We start from the raw sequence: 16,783 nt of genomic DNA on the forward strand, positions 1-16,783 counted from the left end.
GTTGCTCCAGCCGCGCGTGTCACGCTCGCGCATCCTTTCCGCCGTCGGTACGCCTGGCGCGGGCGATCGCTGCGTAGTGCTCGATGACAGCGGGGTTCTCCAGGCTGCCGGCGCCGGCCGCCCGCTCGACCGGCAAGCCTTGGAAGAGCCGCTTGACGGGCACCTCGACGCGCTTGCCGGTGCGGGTGCGTGGGACGCCCGGCACGGCCAGGATGTCGTCGGGCACGTGCCGCCGGCTGGCGTTGCCGGCGATGGCCTCGCGGATCGTACGGCGCAGCTCGTCGTCCAGTTCGGCGCCGTCGACCAGATGCACGAACAGCGGCATCCAGTAGCCGCCATCGTCCTGCTCGACGCCGATCATCAGGCAGTCGACCACCTCGGGCAGCGGTTCCACGGCTGCGTAGACGTCCGCCGTGCCCATCCGGACACCGCCGCGGTTGAGGGTGGAGTCCGAGCGGCCCGAGACCACGGCGGAGCCGCGCTCGGTGATCTCGACCCAGTCGCCGTGGCGCCACACGCCTGGGTAGGTGGAGAAGTAGGCGTCGCCGTAGCGGCTCCCGTCGGGGTCGTCCCAGAAGCACAGCGGCATCGACGGCATCGGCGCGGTCACCACCAGCTCGCCGTCCCGGCCGGTGACCGGTCGGCCCGCCTCGTCCCAGGACGCGACGGCCACGCCGAGCATCGGGCCGGAGAGCTCACCGGCCCACACCGGGTGCATCGGGGTCGCGCCGAGGAATCCGGTGGCGACATCGGTGCCGCCGGTCGAGGAGACCAACTGCGCGCCGGTGCCGACGGCGTCGTAGACCCACCGGGCCGTGCCGGCCGGCAGCGGCGAGCCGGTCGACCCGATGAACCGGACCCGCGACAGGTCGTGCCGCTCTCCCGGCCGGAGCCCCTGGACGGCGCACGCGGTGAGATAGCCCGCGCTGGTGCCGAAGTGCGTGAGGCCCCACTGCTGCGCCAGCTCCCACTGCCGGTCCAAGTCGGGGTGGGTCGGGCTGCCGTCGTACAAGACGGCGGTCGCCCCACCGAGCAACGAGCAGACGACGATGTTCCACATCATCCAAGCCGTGGAGGTGTACCAGTAGAAGACGTCGCCAGGCCGGACGTCGGTCTGCAGCAGCATGTTCTTGTATTGCTCGAGCAGCATGCCGCCGTGACCGTGGACGATTCCCTTGGGGATGCCTGTGGTTCCAGAGGAGAACAGGATCCACAGCGGGTGGTCGAAGGGCAGCGGGGCGTACTTCGGCTCTTCCTCGCCGGCGACGAGGTCGGCCCACGGGACCACGGTGCGGCCCTCCGGAGCCTCGGGGACCCGTCCGGGATGCAGGTGGTCGACCCAGACGCAGGTCTCCACGGTCGGCAGCTCGCCGAGGATCTCCATCGCGGCGGCGGTCCGGTCGTGCCGCTTCCCGCCGAAGTGGTGGCCGTCGACCGCGATCAGCACCTTGGGCCGGGTCTGGGCGAGCCGGTCGAGGACGCTGCGCACGCCGAAGTCGGGTGCGCACACCGTCCACACCGCGCCGACGGACGCGGCGGCGAGGAAGGCGACCACGGCGTGCTGGGTGTTCGGCAGGTACGCCGCGACGCGGTCACCGGGCTCGACGCCGAGGCGCCGTAGCGCGGCGGCCAGCGACCCGACCTGACGGCTCAGCTCGGCACCGGTCAGCCGGGCCGACCTGTCGTCCTCGGTGTGCGCGGCCAGCGCCACCCGGTCGCCGTCGAGGGCGGCCAGCAGGTGCTCGGCGAAGTTGACGCGCACCCCCGGGAACCAGACCGCCCCCGGCATCGAGTCGTCGGCCAGCGCCTGCTCGGCGGAGAGCCCTCCGGCGACGCCGAAGAACTCGGCGACGTCGGCCCAGAACGTGCCCAGGTGCTCGATCGACCATCGCCACAGGTCGTCGTACCCGGCGAAGCGGATACCGTGCCTGGCCTCCAGCCAGGCCGTGAACTGCCCGAGCCGGGTATCCGAGCGGTCGTCAGGTGGTGACCACAGCGGAGCCGGGGCGTCCTGCCCGCGGGGCGGCGAATGCTCGTGGGTCGGTGAGGTCGCGTCGGCGGAGATGTCGCTGTCCCCCTCGAATCGTCCGTCACTTGATCGCTACCGCGCTGACCGGTGAGCCGGCCGCTCCCGTCAGCGGCAGCGGTGACGCGCTCAGCATGAACTCGTAGGCTCCGTCCTCGGCGCAGTCGCGGGCGAGGGTGTCGAGGTCGAACATCTCCCCGAACGCGATCCCGGCGTGGACGAGGCAGACGACGTGAAGCGGCTGGAAGACCCCGATCTCGTTCGGCCGGACCTCGACGCCCCAGGTGTCGGTGGCGACCGCGGCGATTTCCCGGGCGTGCAGCCAGGGGGCGGTGTGCAGCGAGAGCCCCGGTGCCGGGCCGCCGGCGTAGTCGCCCCACTTCTCCCGACGCGCTGCGAGGAAGCCGGTGCGGACCAGGAGCGCGTCGCCGGGCTCGACGGTGAGCCCGTGCTCGGCGAGGAAGGACTCGATGTCCTCCGTGGTGACGGCGTGGCCCGGTTCGAGGGACTCGACGCCCAGCATCGCCGGTACATCGACCAGCAGACCGCGGGTGACGATCCGACCGGTGTAGTTCTGCACCCCGTTGGCCGCCGCCCCCGACGAGGTCGACTCCGCGGCCGAGCGGCCGTTCCACATCCGGCCGTCCCAGAAGATGTGCGAGAGCGAGTCCCACTGGGTGCCGGCCTGGTTGTCCATGACGAGTATGTCGTCGGAGTAGCCGAACCCCTTCGGGGTGCCGCCGCCGGGGAGAAAGTCCTGGGTCCCGGCCAGGTAGTCAAGGCCGGTCGCGGTGGCGACCAGCCGCGGGTTGGACCGCAGCACGCCGTCCTGCGGGCCGCTCCCGTCGTAGGGAAGGGTCAGCGAGATGGTCCTGCCGGCCCGGACCGCGCCCGCGCCCGCGCCCCGGCGCACGGCGGCGGCGTCGATGAAGTTGACCGCGCCGACCTGGTCGTCCTCGCCCCAGCGGCCCCAGTTGGTGCACTGCTTGATGTAGCGCTGGAGCAGCGCCAGGTCTTCGGCCGGCGCCGGCGCCTTTCCTGCGAAATCGACCATGATCAGCCGGCCAGGTTGGCGAGGGCCAGCGCGGTCACGTCGTCGAAGCCCTCGGTCGGGGTGGCCGGGAACCGCTCGCCTGCGGCGCGGACACGTTCGAGCACCCGCGCGGCGGACTCGTCGGCCTCGGCCAGGAGCTTCGGCAGGTCGTGCCCGACGAGCACGCCGTCGCGCTTGACGAATTCGCCGTCGACCAGCACGTGGCGCACGTCGCTCGGGGTCGTCTGGTAGATCAGCGTGCCCGGACCGTCGATGACCGGGTGCTGGCCGATGCCGGGGCCCCCGACCACCATGAGATCGGCCTTCTTCCCCACCGCGATGGTGCCGACCTGGTCGCCGAGGCCGCAGGCCTCCGCCCCGTTCGTCGTCGCCCACTCCAGGGCGTCGAGCGCAGTGGCGGTGACCTTCTCGACGTCCTTGCCCGCCAGGTTGAGGTGCTCGGTCTCGGCCCAGCGCTTGAAGGCCAGGCCGAACCGCGCCTGCGTGATCACGTCTCCGCTGTTGAGCGAGACCACGTCGCAGGACAGCGTCGGCTTCACGCCGAACTCGGCGCACTTCTGGAAGACCGGCCGGCCCATGCCCATGTTGGTCTCGGTCTCGACCGAGATCGACACCTTGGAGCCGGCGCCGGCGAGCCGGCGCCACTGCTCGTCGCTGAGGGTGTTGCAGTGGATGTGCACCATGTCCGGGCCGAGCAGCCCGGCGTCGGCGATCTCGTCGAATCCGGACGGCATCTGCCAGACGCACGCCATGTGCGTGGCGATCAGGGCATCGTGCGCGCGGCCGATCTCGATCTCCCTGCGAGTGTGGGAGAACGGAACCAGGCCGAGTTCGTTGAGGGCGACCCCGAGGGTGACCCGGCCCGTCCCGGTGAAGTACGTCGCGGCGATGCGCTCGAAGTCCCTGACCCGCTCGGAATGGTCGGCGAAGTGCGGCGGCGCGAACGGGCTGCTCTCGAAGAAGCCGTAGCAGAACCTGGCCCGCACTCCGGAATCCAGCAGTCCGGTGACCGCCGCGTCGGAGTGCTCAGGGGTGTTGTTGCAGTGCGAGAAGTCGAGGATCGTCGTCACACCTGCGTTGAGGGCCTCCAGGGCGCCGAGCTTGTTGCCCAGGTGCACGTCGGCCGCGGTGTACGCGGGGGAGACCGCGAGCCGGATCCCGTAGAAGTAGTCGGCCAGCGACCAGTCGGCGCAGATCGCGCGGGCCTGGGTCTGCCAGGTGTGACGGTGGGTGTCGACCATCCCCGGTGCGACGACGTGGCCGGTGACGTCGAGGACCTCGGCGTCGGTCACGTCCAGCTCCGGTCCGACGGCGATGATGGTGCCGTCCTCGATGAGGACGTCACCTTGCGGGAGAACCCCGGTGGCGGGGTCCATGGTGACGAGCTGGGCTCCGCGCAGGAGCAGGCGTGTGGTCATGGCGTGGTCTTCCGTTCTTTGCTGTCGGAGTTGTCTGTGTTCGTCGTTCGTGGTCGTGCGGGGGACGGCTCAGATGAGGATCAGCCCGCCGTCGAGGGTGAGTCCCTGGCCGGTGAGGCCGGCGGCGGCGGGTGACGCGACGTAGGCGACCAGCTCGGCGACCTCGTCGACGCCGAGCAGGCGCCCCTGGGGGACGCGAGAGACCAGGCCGGCGAGTACGGCCTCCTCGGTCGTCCCGAGCACCGAGGCCCACTGCGGCAGGGCCTGGGCGACCATCTCGGTGTCGACGAAGCCGGGGCAGACCGCGTTCACGGTGACGCCGTCCCCGGCGGTCTCCAGGGCCAGGCAGCGGACGAGTCCGAGCAGTGCGTGCTTGCTGGCGTTGTAGGGGCTCTGGAACCGGCTGCCGTACTTGGCGGCGGTCGAGGCGACGGCGACGATCCGGCCCCAACCGCGCTCGCGCATCGGGCCGAGCACCGCGCGCGCGAAGCGGACCGCGCCGATCACGTTGATCTCGTAGAGGCGGCGCCATTCGGCCTCGTCGATGCACTCGAACCGTCCCGCGGCACCCTGCCCGGTGGCGTAGACGAGCACGTCGACCGGCCCGAACTCCTCACCGACCCGGTCCACGACCCGGGCGACGTCACCGGCGACGGTCACGTCGCCGGGGTACGCCGCGCATTCGGCGCCGCCGGCGCGCAGGGCCGCGGCCGACCGCTCAAGGGAGTCCGCCGACCGGGCGGTCAGGGCCACCCGGGCGCCGCGCCCGGCGAGCCGGGTCGCCACCTCCGCCCCGATGCCACGGCTGGCACCGACGACCAGGGCGCAGCGCCCCGACAGGGTGAGCGAGCGGTCCTCGGACAGGTCTGGCATCAAGATCCTCCCGTGACGTCGGTCGTGAGGAGCGTTACACGTGACACACTTTTTGTCTACGCAGCATCGATTTTTTTTGTCGTAACGTCGAAAAACTCTTCCGGGGCGGCCCCCTCCGGCCCTACCCTCGGCCCATGAGCGAGAACGCAGCCACCGCCGAGCCCGCCGTCCGACCGAAGACTTTCCTGATCACAGGCGTGAGCGCCGGGCTCGGCCGGGCGCTGGCAAGCGCCGCGCTCGAGGCCGGCCACACGGTGGTCGGCACCGTTCGCAGGGCGGAGGACGCGGTCGCGTTCGAGGCCCTCGCGCCCGGCCGGGCCGTAGCGCGGGTCCTCGACGTCACCGACCACGACGCCGTGCTCACCGTGCTCGGCGCCGTCGAGGAGGACGTCGCGCCGGTGGACGTCGTGGTGGCGAACGCCGGCTACGGGCATGAGGGGGTGTTCGAGGAGTCCCCGATGAGCGCGCTGCGCGCGCAGTTCGACGCCAACGTCTTCGGCGCGGTCGCCACGATCAAGGCCGTCCTGCCCTCGATGCGCCGGCGCCGGGCGGGCCGTGTCATCGGGATCACCTCGATGGCCGGGCTCATGACGGTCCCGGGCCTGACCTTCTACCACGGGAGCAAGTACGCCCTTGAGGGCATCCTGGAGTCCCTCGGCAAGGAGGTCGCCCAGTTCGGGGTGTACGTGACCGCGGTCGCTCCCGGCTCGTTCCGGACCGACTGGGCCGGCCGTTCGATGGATCGCGCCGGGCGGTCGATCAGCGACTACGACGAGCTGTTCGGACCCATCCGCGAGGCGCGCCTGAAGGCGAGCGGCAACCAGCTCGGCGACCCGGCCAAGGCCGCCGCGGCGATCCTCGCCGTCGTCGAGTCGGAGCAGCCGCCGGCACACCTGCTCCTGGGCTCGGACGCACTGCGGCTGGTGCGGTCGGGGCGCGCCGCCCTGGACGCGGACATCGCGGCCTGGGAGCAGCTCAGCATCTCGACCGACCTGCCCGGAGGTGCGCAGATCGGCTGAGCGCACCGACCGCCGCCCGCCTGCCTGGAGACGGCCGACCCCAACGCGCAGGCGGGCGCCGCGCCGCCTCCGAGAATCGCCCGGCGCGACATCATGCCGGTCGCCGACGCCCCGGCGTCAACTCGAGCCCACCGGCCGAAACCCAATGATGCACTCAGTGGTGCGTTGCGACGCCCTCAAGCGCTCGGGCATGCGAGCGTCGCCTTCACGGCCGACCGATGCCGAGCCGCATCAGGTCTTTTCCCACGATGAGGCGGCCGGAGTAGCCGCGCTGCGCGAGCCGCCAGCGAGACGCCGCGTTCGTGCTCGGTATGAGGTGGCTCAGCACCAGGTTCTTCGCGGCGGCGGGCTCGGCCACGTCTCGGCCCACCTGCTCGATCGTGGTGTGGGAGCTGAGCAGATGCTCTCGCGCCGGCCCGGCGATGTCGTCGGGCAGCGAGGCCGTCACCGCCTCGACGAATTTCGGATCGATGACCTCGTGGACGAGGAAGTCGCATCCTTGGGCGAGATCGATCAGGTTCTCGCTGACCGTGGTATCTCCCGAGATGACGACGGACCCGTCCGGGGTGTCGAAGCGGTAGCCGAACGCGGGCGCGGTCGGGTGGTGGTCGACCAGCGTTGCCGTGACGCGCACATCACCGTCGTCCCAGACGTGCAGCGGTCCGGCGAGCCGGGGAGGCCTGCCTTCGGCGTCGACGTCCCAGACACCGGCCAGGTCGATGTCGTGCACGTCGAAAAGACTCTCTGGCGCTGCCAGGTTGTTGTCGCGCGCGCGGTCGTTGAAGTCTTGGGCGAACGCCCTGCTGAGGTAGCTGGTCATGCCAGTGATACCCGGCGTGGGGTCTTCAGCGTGAACCACTGGCGGCGCTGGCCGTCCCGGGGGGAACACTCGGGGCAACGTACCTCGGTCCCCGGGCCCGAACACTTGTACTTTGGGCAGCATGCGGCCGAATGCGTTCGTCGTGCCGGTTGCGTAGACGCCAGGCCAGTCCGTGACATGATCGCTGTGCAGGTGCGTGAAGAAGACCCCGCTCACCCGCGCCAGCGATGACGAGACCTCGGCGTCAAGGCCCAGGCCGCTCTGCGAGAGTTGGATAAGGGATCCGGCGCCGAGGTCGACGAGGTAGACCCGGTCCTCGTACACCACCGCAGTCGAGACGCCGGCCGGGCCACCGGCAAGCCGACCAGGCCCACCGGCGGTGCCCAGAAGGACAAGTCTGGTGCGGTGACGGCGAGCGGCCGGACCTTTCCTCTCCGGCCCCGCCGCAGCCGCGGGCGAACCGGCCGCTATGAGCCCACCGGCGGCCGCAGCCGCGCTCAGCGACTTGAGGAATCGCCGCCGATCGGCCTCCGGCATCTGGTTCGCCGCGGATCTCAGGACATCGCACATCGTCTCGCTACTCCTTCGTCGTTCGGAGGACGGGTGCGGTGGAAGCAGCGTCCGGTGGCAAGCGCATGCGCGTATTGTTCGACGTGAGAAGGTCGGCGCACATAGAGCGATTCCGATGAGTGGCACGGGAGATGTCCGTCGCGCCTCCGCCGGCAGTCGGCCGGAGAGCCGCTTGATCGTCCCCTGGTGCCCGCCCTAGTGGCCCGCCGCCCAGGTTGCCGCGCCTGGTCCCGGTGACGCTGGTGCCTGGGGCTAGAGAACGGTAGGGCTGCGGCGTTCGAGGAGGACGACGTCGCGCCACCTGCCGTGGAGACGGCCCAGTCTTTGACGGGTGCCCACTGTGCGGAAGCCTGCTTTGGCATGCAGGCGGAGGCTGGGGGTGTTTTCGGGGAAGATGCCGGTTTGGATGGTCCAGATGTCGTCGGCTTCGGTGGCGGCGATGAACGCGGTCAGCAGTGCGGCGCCGATGCCCAGCCCGCGGGCGTGCGGGGAGACGTAGATGCTGTGCTCCACCACCCCGGCGTAGCAGCATCGGTCTGAGACGGGGCTGGCTGCGATCCAGCCGAGCACGTTGTGGTTCGGGTCTGTGGCGTGGTCGGTCGCGACATAGCGATATTGGTCGAGCTTGGCGGAGTCGAACGCTTGCCAGGTGGGGGCGGTCGTCTCGAAGCTGGCGTGTCCGGTGTCCAGGCCGTGTTGGTAGATCGTCAGGACTTGGTCCGCGTCCTGGGGCTGCATGGCCCGGATGGCGATCCCGGGCTGATCATGGTGATGGGATGGCATGGCGCGTTCGGGAGCTAGCCGGTGGGCTTGGTGGCCTGGACGATGGCGGCGTGTAGCCCGTCCCCGGTGTCGGCCGTTGCGGTGATGGTGATGCCGGTGAATCCGGCGGCGTGCAGTTCGCGACGGTACTCCTGGGCGGTGAGGGTGGAGGCGGCGCAGCCGAGGCGGTTCTCTGCGGCGGTGCGCTCGTCGGGATCAAGGCCGGATTCGGCGATGATGTCGCTGACCCCCAGTCGGCCGCCGGGGAGCAGGACGCGGAAGGCTTCGGCGAGCACGCGGGCCTTGTCGGCGGCGAGGTTGATGACGCAGTTGGAGATGACCACGTCCACGCTGGCCTCGGGAAGCGGGATGTCTTCGATGTGGCCGCGCAGGAAATGGGCGTTGCGGGCTCCGGCCTGCGTGGCGTTGGCACGGGCGAGGGTGAGCATGTCGTCGCTGGCGTCCAGCCCGTAGGCGGTTCCGGTCGAGCCGACGCGACGGGCCGACAGCAGCACGTCCAGTCCGCCGCCTAAGCCCAGGTCCAGGACGGTTTCTCCGGGACGCAGTTCGGCGACGGCGAGGGGGTTGCCGCATCCAAGACTCGCGCGTAGAGCGGCCTCCGGCACCTGGTCCTCAGCGGAATAGGCGGCGGCGTCGGTGCAGGCGTCGCTGCATTTGTTGCCGTCTTCTGGGGTGCCGCCGGCCAGGGCGAGCCGAGCTAGGCCGGAGTACCGCGCGACGATGGCTTCGGTTGTGGGGGCGCCACCGGGGCTGGGGTCGGCCATCAGGTGTCTCCTTCGGGTGGGCAGGTCGGCGCGACCGGTGCGGCCCGTCCCATGACCAGGTCGGCGGCGGTGGGGAAGCACTCCACGCACGCCGCATTGATCCGGTAGAAGCGGGAGGTCCCGTGCTGGTCGACCAGGACGAACCGGACCCGAGCCAGCACCTTGAGATGGGCGGACACCGTCGACTGCCCGACGTGAACGGCGTCAACGATCTCGCCGACGTTCATCGGCCGTCCCTGCCGTGCGAGTAGGGACACGATCTGGACGCGGGTCGGGTCGGCCAGTGCCTTGAACCAGGACGCGTACTCGGTGGCGGTCGGCCGGTCGAGCGGCCCTTTCTCCTCATTCATCGTTCATCGACGATAGACGATAAACAGCGCATGCGGAAGGAGGCGACAGGCGCCGGCCGTCAGGCGCCGGCGGGCAGGAGTTCGGCGAGCAGGGCGCGGACGCGGGTGTCGATCTCGTCGCGGATGGGACGGATCTTCTCGACGGGCCGGCCGGCGGGGTCGGGAAGCTGCCAGTCGAGATACCGCGTGCCAGGGAAGGCAGGGCAGGCGTCGCCGCAGCCCATGGTGATGACCACGTCGGCGGCCTGGACGGCTTCGCCGGTGAGCGGCTTGGGGAACTCCTTGGACAAGTCCAGGCCGAGTTCGGCCATCACTGCGCGGACGGCGGGGTTGATCTCGTCTGCGGGTGCGGACCCGGCTGACCGGACGCGGACCCGTCCGGCGGCGTGGTGGTCGAGCAGGGCGGCGGCCATCTGGGAGCGTCCAGCGTTATGAACGCAAACGAACAGCACCTCGGGCACGACGGCGGTCATCACAGGCGCCCGGTCAGGAGACAGCGGCTGCGGCGACGCGCGGCCCGAGGATCGTCGACAGCCGTTCCAGGACGCCGGGGTTGAGCCAGTAGTAAACCCACGTCCCGCGCCGCTCGGAGTCGATCAACCCGGCCTGCTTGAGCACTTTCAGGTGATGGCTGATCGTGGGCGCCGTGAGGTCGAACGCGGCGGTCAGGTCGCATACGCACACCTCTCCACCCTCGCGGCAGGCGATCAAGGACAGCAGTCGCAATCGGACGGGGTCGGCGATCGCCTTGAACAACGGCGCCAGTTCGGCCGCCTCGTTCTCGCTCAACGGCTCGCAGACCAGGGGCGCACAGCACGCCCCCTCGGTGTCGACGGGACCCAAGATCGGCAACGGCTGCTTAGACATGCCTCTAATTTGACATCCATCTATGCACGGATGCAAACTCGATCCATCGGCTGCTTAGACGAACATCTAAACAGCCTTCACCTGGGCACCCGCCGACCGACGACCGGCCGACACCGCCCACGACACGAGGAGGAACCCATGTCCCGCGTCCAGCTCGCATTGCGCGTGTCCGACCTGGAAGGCTCGATCGCCTTCTACTCCAAGCTCTTCGGCACGGAGCCGGCCAAACTCCGGCCCGGCTACGCCAACTTCGCCGTCGTCGAGCCGCCGCTCAAGCTCGTCCTGATCGAGGGCGAGGACGGGGAGCCGACCCGCATGGATCACCTCGGCGTCGAGGTCGAGGACTCCGGGCTCGTCACCGACGCGACCAAGCGCCTGACGGACGCCGGACTCGTGACCCTGGAGGAGAACGACACCTCGTGCTGCTACGCGCTGCAGGACAAGGTCTGGGTCCACGGTCCCGGCGGCGAGCCGTGGGAGGTCTACACGGTCAAGGCCGACGCGGACACTCTCGCCAAGGCCGAAGAGTCCGCGTGCTGCACAACCCAAGCCGAAGACCGGACCACCGAAACGACCACGGCAGTCGCAGCCACAGCCAGCGCGACCTGCTGCTGACCACCGCCACCCAATTGCGCCCGCACCGCAGGCACCGTGACTCTCCGGCAGGGCGTCGGCCCTCTGTTCCGAAAGCACCTGCGGGCGCACGTCGCCAAGCACGCTACGACGCTCGTCTCTGCGGAGCCGAACAAGCGGGGGCAGCTTTCCGGCGAACGCCCGTGAGCTCTGGCCGTCGAGACCGTCGCGCGTCCGAACCTGCACTCCACGACCTGCGGCACACCGGCAAAACGCCGCACTGCGGGGAAGCCTGCGCGACCTCACGGACCGATTGGAGCAGAAAGCGTCGGGCAGCGATGACCGACCACCACTCGACGTCCGAGCCGAGCCGCAGGCGATCCCCCGCTGCGCTCGACGAAAGGATGAGAGCGGAGCGGGCAGCGACGGCAGGGAGAATGACGGCGGTCTCGCCAGTGGCACACTCGTCCCGCTGGCGTAATGTCCCGAACGCCCCCATCCGGAGTCGGATGGGGGCGTTTCCGCAGGTGGGCCCTAGGGGATTCGCCCCCAGACCTGCGTAGGCTGCTCGGAGCGGCTACAAAATGACGGAGGGCCTGTGACTCTCGCTAGAAGGGGATGCCGGCGCATCGTCGTCGACGGGGCCGAGTATCGGTGGAAAGTGCGCGGCCGCCCGACCTACTGCCAGGGGCTGGGCTGGTCCCCGCTGACCTTTGCTGTGGAAGCCGCAGAGTCACCCGGCGCGCTGCTCGTCGTCTCGCTGCCATGTGCGCATCCCAGCAACTGGGTGAGCCTGCCATCCGGCGTGGTCCTGCCCCGGACGGTTTCGAGGGCGATCCACTCAGCGCTGCTCAACGGTTGGATGCCGACACTGCCAGGCCCAACGTTCACGCTCACCTTGAGCGATACCACCGTGATGAGCGCTTGATCCGCGCCTGACCTGCAAGTCTCCTGACCTGACCACCTCGTCACATCGCCCCGCAAACGACCGTGGGTCCCTTGATCACCTTGAGATCCAGCCTGCAACGGACAACGGGCTCGGAACGGGCTACCCGCACCCCGCGCCCCGCCTGAGCTTTCCGCTGCCGTCGTCCCCGTGCCCCGCGCAGCCAGGGCGCCGGGGTCAGGGGAAAGGTCCAGCGCCCCGCTGAACGAACGACCTCGCCGCCTGGTTCGAAGATGTGTGCCCTTCATGGCCTGCGGCACACGGGGAACACCCCCGCCGCGATCGCAAGGGCAACGCTTCCTGAGCTCGAGGAACGCATGGGCCGCCAGCCACCACGCGGCGATGATCTACCTGCGCGCGACGGACGAACGGCACCGCGAGATCGCGGGCAGCCTGAGCGCGATGGCCAAGGCCGAACCCAAGGGCCGAAGGCGTTCGGGCACGCGACGGGCACGGAAGCGAAAGAAGATTCGTGAAAGACGAGAGCCCAGGCCGGAACTTCACTTCTGACCTGGGCTTCTTGGTGGGTGGAGCCTAGGGGATTCGAACCCCTGACACCCGGCTTGCAAAGCCGGTGCTCTACCAACTGAGCTAAGGCCCCTTGCGGCGGGACAAGCCTACCCGGGGTGGTCGGCGGTCGTGGAATCGGTGGTGGGGAGGATGAGGTCGGGGAGGGACGCGACGCTGGGGAGGACGTGGGTGGCGCCAGCGTCGAGGAGGCGGTCGTGGTCGTGGGCGCCGGTGAGGACGCCCGCGACGATGGACGCGCCGGAGCGGCGGCCGGTGAGCATGTCGTTGGCGGTGTCGCCGCAGACGGCGATGTGGCGGACGTCGTCCACGCCGAGGCGGAGGGCCGCGGTCAGGACGAGGTCGGGCCACGGGCGGCCGCGGGGGACGTCGGCGGGGCAGAGCGTCAGGTCGACGCGGTCCCACCAGTCCAGGGCGTCGAGGATGCGGGCCTGGGTGCTGCGGCCGAAGCCGGTGAGCAGGCACACGCGCACGCCGGCGCCGCGGATGCGTCGCAGGGCCTCATCGGCGCCGGGTACGGGTTTGAGGCCGTGCCGGTCGACGAGCTGGTCGTAGGAACGCTCGAACGCCAGGTTCGCGGCCTGGGCGCGGGGTTCGTCGAAGAGCGCGCGGAAGATGGCGATCTTCGAGCCGCCGCGGGCGTCGCGGAAGTGGGCGAGGGCACGGTCGTAGGCCGCCGTGCCGGAGACGATCCCCAGGGTGGCGATCGCCTCGGCGAAGGCGGATTCGACCGTGTCGCCGTCCGCGACGGTGGTCCCGGCGAGATCGAGGCAGGCGACGGTGATCGGCTCTGCTTCGCTCACGCCGGGGCCGGTCGCCGGCGGATCAGTTGTCGGACGACGTGGCCTCGGTCCACAGGTCCAGCTCGGCGCGGTCCTGCTGGAGCTTGCGCCAGACAGCGAAGCCACCGAGTGCGACAACGGCGAGGACGAGCAGCTTCTTCACGGTGGGACCCCTTCACCTCGACTATCAAGTCAAACCCGGGAAATGCGGAACGATGTCTGCTTCCCCCGGCTCTCCGCAGCCTAGCAACCGATGCCGGGCGATCATCACCCACTCGCCGTCATCGGACCGGACGTCCAAAGAAGTTGTCACGTTTTCGCCATCTCGCCGGGACGCCCGGACGGTCGCATAATCCGTGGTGACGACCTTCGGGAGTGCCGATGGCAGAGGATGACTTCCGGCGTTGGGAACGCGAGTTCGACATGGGTGTGCCGGACGAGCGGGCGACGGGAGGCCGCGGGCTGGTGCTCGCCGCGGGCGCGACCGCGACGGGGTGCGCCGCCATGATCGCGCTGGGTGAGGTGGTCCTCGGCGTCGCGGGATTGGTGCTGTCGTCGGTGATCCTGCTGCTGTGGCGCATCGGGATGTGATCCGCCATCATCGCGGCATGGATCTGCGCGGAGCGAACGTCCTGGTGACCGGCGCGACCGGCGGTATCGGCCAGGCCCTGGCGAAAGCGCTGGCCGATCGCGGTGGCCGGCTCGTCCTGACGGGCCGCCGGGCGGACGTCCTGGAGCCGCTCGCGGAACGGCTCGGCGCCCGCGCGATCGTCGCCGACCTGGCCGATCGTGCCGCGGCCGAGGGGCTGCTGGACGAGGCCGGGCGCGTGGACGTACTGGTGGCGAACGCGGCGCTGCCCGCGTCCGGGCTGCTGGCGGAGTACTCGATCGCTCAGATCGACCGGGTACTGGACGTGAACCTGCGGGCGCCCGTCGTGATGGCGAAACTCGCGGCCGACCAAATGGCCGATCGTGGCCGCGGGCATCTGGTGTTCGTGTCGTCGCTGTCCGGCAAGGCGGCGTCCGGGAACGCGTCGTTGTACAACGCGACGAAGTTCGGGATGCGGGGATTCGCGCTGGCGCTGCGGGAGGATCTGCGTCCGCACGGCATCGGCGTTTCGACCGTCTTCCCCGGGTTCATCCGGGACGCCGGGATGTTCGCCGAGGCGGGCGTGACCCTGCCCAAGGGCATCGGGACGCGCACGCCCCGGGACGTGGCGCGGGCTACCGTCCGGGCCATCGAGCGGAACATCGCGGAGATCGATGTGGCGCCGCTGGGGCTGCGGCTCGGCGCCCGGATCGGCGGGGTCGCGCCCGTCCTGTCCGCGGCGGTGCAGCGGCGTGCGGGCGGGCACCGGGTCGCGCGGGACCTCGCGAACGGGCAGCGCGACAAGCGGTAGCGACAAATCCGGATCTTCCGGCGATAATCCGGGCGTGCCCGCTTGATCAGCGGGCCGAGCCGGCGCAGCGCCGGGCCGCATCCCGCCCGCCGCGTGCGCCTCCGCGCGAGGAGGGTCTGCGCATGTGGACGGGCAGGACGATCGTGATCGGGACGGCGGCCGCGGCCGTCCTGTCGATGGCGGCGGCTCCCGCACGGGCGGCCGATCCGGCGGACGCGCAGGTGGTCCCGGTCCAGGTCACCGGTGATCCCGCCAAGCGGTTCAACCTGGTGGTGCTGGGGGACGGCTACACGGCGGCGGACATGCCGAAGTTCCGCACCCACCTCGCCGAGCACCTGAACGACCTGTGGACGATCGAGCCGTTCAAGTCGTATCGCAGCTACATCAACGTGTACGCGGTCGAGATCCCCTCTGGCGAGTCGGGCGTGAGCTGCGACCCGGCACTGTCCTCGCCGCGCCGGAACACTCCGCTGAGCATGGCGTTCTGGAGCGGCTGCCGGGACGACGGCATTCAGCGCCTCCTCGTCATGGACGACAACGCGGCCAAGACGTACGCGGACCTCGTCCAGGGAACGACAACGCAGAACCGGCAGATTCTCGGGCTTGCCAACAGCGACACCTACGGCGGTGCAGGTGGGGCGTATGCGACGGCGTCCGGCGGGAACGCGATGTCCGCTCTCATCGCTCCGCACGAACTCGGCCATTCTCTGGGCGGGCTGGACGACGAGTACGACTACTACCAACGGGGCGTGCCCGGCGGGACGTACAGCGGTCCTGAGCCCGAATCCATCCACCACACGCTGCTGACAGAGCGCGAGATGAAGGCGCAGAAGGCGAAATGGTGGCGGTGGCTCGGTGAACGGAGCGAGGCCGGCGACACCATCGGACGGTACGAGGGCGGGCTCTACTCCAGTAAGGGCGTGTGGAGGCCGAGCCAGCACTCGATGATGAAATCGCTCGGCTATTACTTCGACCAGGTCGCGCGTGAACGGATGACCCAACGGGTGTCAGCCAAGGTGAATCTGGTCCAGGCGCACACGCCGACGGACGCCCCTGTCGGCGACGACCGTGTTCTCTGGGTGGAGACGATGCACCCGTCCGGCCACAAACTGTCCGTTTCCTGGACGGTCGACGGTAAGAAGGTGGCGCGGGGTGCGAACCTCGATCTGTCGAAGCTGCACCTTAAGAAGGGCACGCACACGGTCAGAGTCACGGTCACCGACCCGACCAATTTCGTCCGGGACCCGGACATCAGGTCGTCGGCGGCTCTCACCCAGGTTCGTACTTGGACGGTCGATACTCGCCTGAGCACGCCGCCCACCACCGTGCCCGTCGACTTCAGTTCGTCCACGCCGATCGACAAGCCCGTTGGAGGCGAGTCCGTCGTGTATGTGGAAACCACCCACCCTGACCAGAGCGTGCCGAAGGTGCGCTGGGAGCTCGATGGGCGACCTGTGCGCGGCGGTGACCGGGACGTCGATCTCGGACGGTTCCGCCTGGCCAAGGGCACCCACACGCTGGTCGCACGCACCGGAACCAAGAGCCTCACCTGGACGATCGACGCGCAGAAGCCGACGGTGACCTACGAGCTGTCCAAAGCGGCCCAGAGCACGGTTCGCCCTGGACGCACGCCCGAGTACGTCTTCGACGGCCCCTTCACCATGCGGCTCACCGGTTCGGACGACCGCGCAGGTGTCGTCGTCTCCGAGTTCCGCGTGGACGGTGACGGCTGGTTCAACTACTTCGGCTGGCCGACCGACTCTTCCGCCCCCTGGCTCTTCACCGAGAACGGCACGGTCATCGACAGCCTGACCTACGGCAAGCTGGGCAAGGGCCGGCACACCATCGAGTACCGCGCGATCGACCCGGCCGGCAACACGGCCAACCCCGGCAAGTTCATCGCCACACTCCGCTGACCCCCCACGCGTACGTCGTCCCCCAAGCACCTCGAATCCGATCGAGGACGCCCGACTCCGCGCCCGCCCCCACCTCGCCGCAGTAGTCGAGCAC

18 protein-coding genes and 1 tRNA gene are annotated in these 16,783 nt (G+C 69.9%); 6 read left to right on the forward strand and 13 right to left on the reverse strand.

Annotated features, from left to right (window positions below):
* Window positions 1-19: 19 nt before the first annotated feature.
* From K8Z49_RS30050 to K8Z49_RS30065, 4 genes are all read right to left on the reverse strand, one after another.
* Window positions 20-2,065, reverse strand: coding sequence for an acetoacetate--CoA ligase (locus K8Z49_RS30050; RefSeq protein WP_083598498.1), 2,046 nt, complete (start codon window positions 2,063-2,065; stop codon window positions 20-22).
* Window positions 2,066-2,090: 25 nt separating this feature from the next.
* Window positions 2,091-3,080 (reverse strand): cyclase family protein, encoded by a 990-nt coding sequence (locus K8Z49_RS30055; protein ID WP_412515801.1) that lies wholly within the window; start codon window positions 3,078-3,080, stop codon window positions 2,091-2,093.
* Between the two features lie 2 nt (window positions 3,081-3,082).
* Window positions 3,083-4,498 (reverse strand): amidohydrolase family protein, encoded by a 1,416-nt coding sequence (locus K8Z49_RS30060; RefSeq protein ID WP_021594115.1) that lies wholly within the window; start codon window positions 4,496-4,498, stop codon window positions 3,083-3,085.
* 69 nt (window positions 4,499-4,567) lie between these two features.
* The gene (locus K8Z49_RS30065; protein WP_181663397.1) at window positions 4,568-5,371 is read right to left on the reverse strand and encodes an SDR family NAD(P)-dependent oxidoreductase; all 804 of its coding nucleotides are present in this window, start codon (window positions 5,369-5,371) and stop codon (window positions 4,568-4,570) included.
* Between the two features lie 134 nt (window positions 5,372-5,505).
* On the opposite strand from K8Z49_RS30065, the gene K8Z49_RS30070 reads away from it, so the two are divergent.
* Window positions 5,506-6,390 (forward strand): oxidoreductase, encoded by an 885-nt coding sequence (locus K8Z49_RS30070; RefSeq protein WP_111832747.1) that lies wholly within the window; start codon window positions 5,506-5,508, stop codon window positions 6,388-6,390.
* A 205-nt stretch (window positions 6,391-6,595) separates the two neighbouring features.
* Here the strand turns inward: K8Z49_RS30070 and K8Z49_RS30075 are convergent, their stop codons facing one another.
* The 6 genes from K8Z49_RS30075 to K8Z49_RS30100 all read right to left on the reverse strand — a co-directional run bounded on the left by K8Z49_RS30075 (window position 6,596) and on the right by K8Z49_RS30100 (window position 10,544).
* Complete coding sequence (locus K8Z49_RS30075; RefSeq protein ID WP_412515802.1) at window positions 6,596-7,780, reverse strand: MBL fold metallo-hydrolase; 1,185 nt, start codon at window positions 7,778-7,780, stop codon at window positions 6,596-6,598.
* A 252-nt stretch (window positions 7,781-8,032) separates the two neighbouring features.
* Window positions 8,033-8,518: a GNAT family N-acetyltransferase gene (locus K8Z49_RS30080; protein WP_024934679.1), complete on the reverse strand. Its 486-nt coding sequence runs from the start codon at window positions 8,516-8,518 to the stop codon at window positions 8,033-8,035.
* 59 nt (window positions 8,519-8,577) lie between these two features.
* Window positions 8,578-9,327, reverse strand: coding sequence for a methyltransferase domain-containing protein (locus K8Z49_RS30085; protein WP_412515803.1), 750 nt, complete (start codon window positions 9,325-9,327; stop codon window positions 8,578-8,580).
* Window positions 9,327-9,677, reverse strand: coding sequence for an ArsR/SmtB family transcription factor (locus K8Z49_RS30090; RefSeq protein WP_021594109.1), 351 nt, complete (start codon window positions 9,675-9,677; stop codon window positions 9,327-9,329). Before K8Z49_RS30090 ends, K8Z49_RS30085 begins: the two co-directional genes overlap by 1 nt.
* 59 nt (window positions 9,678-9,736) lie before the next feature.
* Window positions 9,737-10,150, reverse strand: a complete 414-nt coding sequence (locus K8Z49_RS30095; RefSeq protein WP_075024557.1) for an arsenate reductase ArsC — start codon at window positions 10,148-10,150, stop codon at window positions 9,737-9,739.
* Between the two features lie 13 nt (window positions 10,151-10,163).
* Entirely contained in the window at window positions 10,164-10,544 is a 381-nt protein-coding gene (locus tag K8Z49_RS30100; RefSeq protein ID WP_412515804.1) for an ArsR/SmtB family transcription factor, read from the reverse strand.
* A gap of 138 nt (window positions 10,545-10,682) precedes the next feature.
* Here K8Z49_RS30100 and K8Z49_RS30105 point away from each other — a divergent pair, with 138 nt between their 5' ends.
* Window positions 10,683-11,159, forward strand: a complete 477-nt coding sequence (locus K8Z49_RS30105; RefSeq protein ID WP_412515805.1) for an ArsI/CadI family heavy metal resistance metalloenzyme — start codon at window positions 10,683-10,685, stop codon at window positions 11,157-11,159.
* A 1,246-nt stretch (window positions 11,160-12,405) separates the two neighbouring features.
* Window positions 12,406-12,573 (forward strand): hypothetical protein, encoded by a 168-nt coding sequence (locus K8Z49_RS30110; RefSeq protein WP_412515806.1) that lies wholly within the window; start codon window positions 12,406-12,408, stop codon window positions 12,571-12,573.
* Window positions 12,574-12,591: 18 nt separating this feature from the next.
* On the opposite strand, the gene K8Z49_RS30115 is transcribed toward K8Z49_RS30110, so the two are convergent.
* The 3 genes from K8Z49_RS30115 to K8Z49_RS30125 form a co-directional block, all read right to left on the reverse strand.
* Window positions 12,592-12,664: transfer RNA gene (locus K8Z49_RS30115), tRNA-Ala, on the reverse strand.
* A 16-nt stretch (window positions 12,665-12,680) separates the two neighbouring features.
* On the reverse strand, window positions 12,681-13,394 hold the full coding sequence (locus K8Z49_RS30120) for an HAD-IA family hydrolase (protein ID WP_220126809.1): 714 nt from the start codon (window positions 13,392-13,394) through the stop codon (window positions 12,681-12,683).
* Window positions 13,395-13,416: 22 nt separating this feature from the next.
* Window positions 13,417-13,536 (reverse strand): DLW-39 family protein, encoded by a 120-nt coding sequence (locus K8Z49_RS30125; protein WP_021592723.1) that lies wholly within the window; start codon window positions 13,534-13,536, stop codon window positions 13,417-13,419.
* A 218-nt stretch (window positions 13,537-13,754) separates the two neighbouring features.
* Between K8Z49_RS30125 and K8Z49_RS30130 the strand changes: the two genes are divergently transcribed.
* The 3 genes from K8Z49_RS30130 (at window position 13,755) to K8Z49_RS30140 (ending at window position 16,689) form a co-directional block, all read left to right on the forward strand.
* A complete protein-coding gene (locus tag K8Z49_RS30130; RefSeq protein ID WP_021592722.1) occupies window positions 13,755-13,964 on the forward strand; it encodes a hypothetical protein in 210 nt (69 codons plus the stop codon).
* A gap of 17 nt (window positions 13,965-13,981) precedes the next feature.
* Window positions 13,982-14,773 carry an SDR family NAD(P)-dependent oxidoreductase gene (locus K8Z49_RS30135; protein ID WP_021592721.1) on the forward strand — a complete coding sequence of 264 codons (792 nt, stop codon included), beginning with the start codon at window positions 13,982-13,984 and terminating at the stop codon, window positions 14,771-14,773.
* 122 nt (window positions 14,774-14,895) lie between these two features.
* On the forward strand, window positions 14,896-16,689 hold the full coding sequence (locus K8Z49_RS30140) for a M64 family metallopeptidase (RefSeq protein ID WP_412515807.1): 1,794 nt from the start codon (window positions 14,896-14,898) through the stop codon (window positions 16,687-16,689).
* Window positions 16,690-16,783 lie beyond the last annotated feature (94 nt).

Origin of the sequence: Actinomadura madurae, assembly GCF_047130825.1 — a bacterium.
In the GTDB taxonomy this organism is placed as follows: domain Bacteria; phylum Actinomycetota; class Actinomycetes; order Streptosporangiales; family Streptosporangiaceae; genus Spirillospora; species Spirillospora madurae.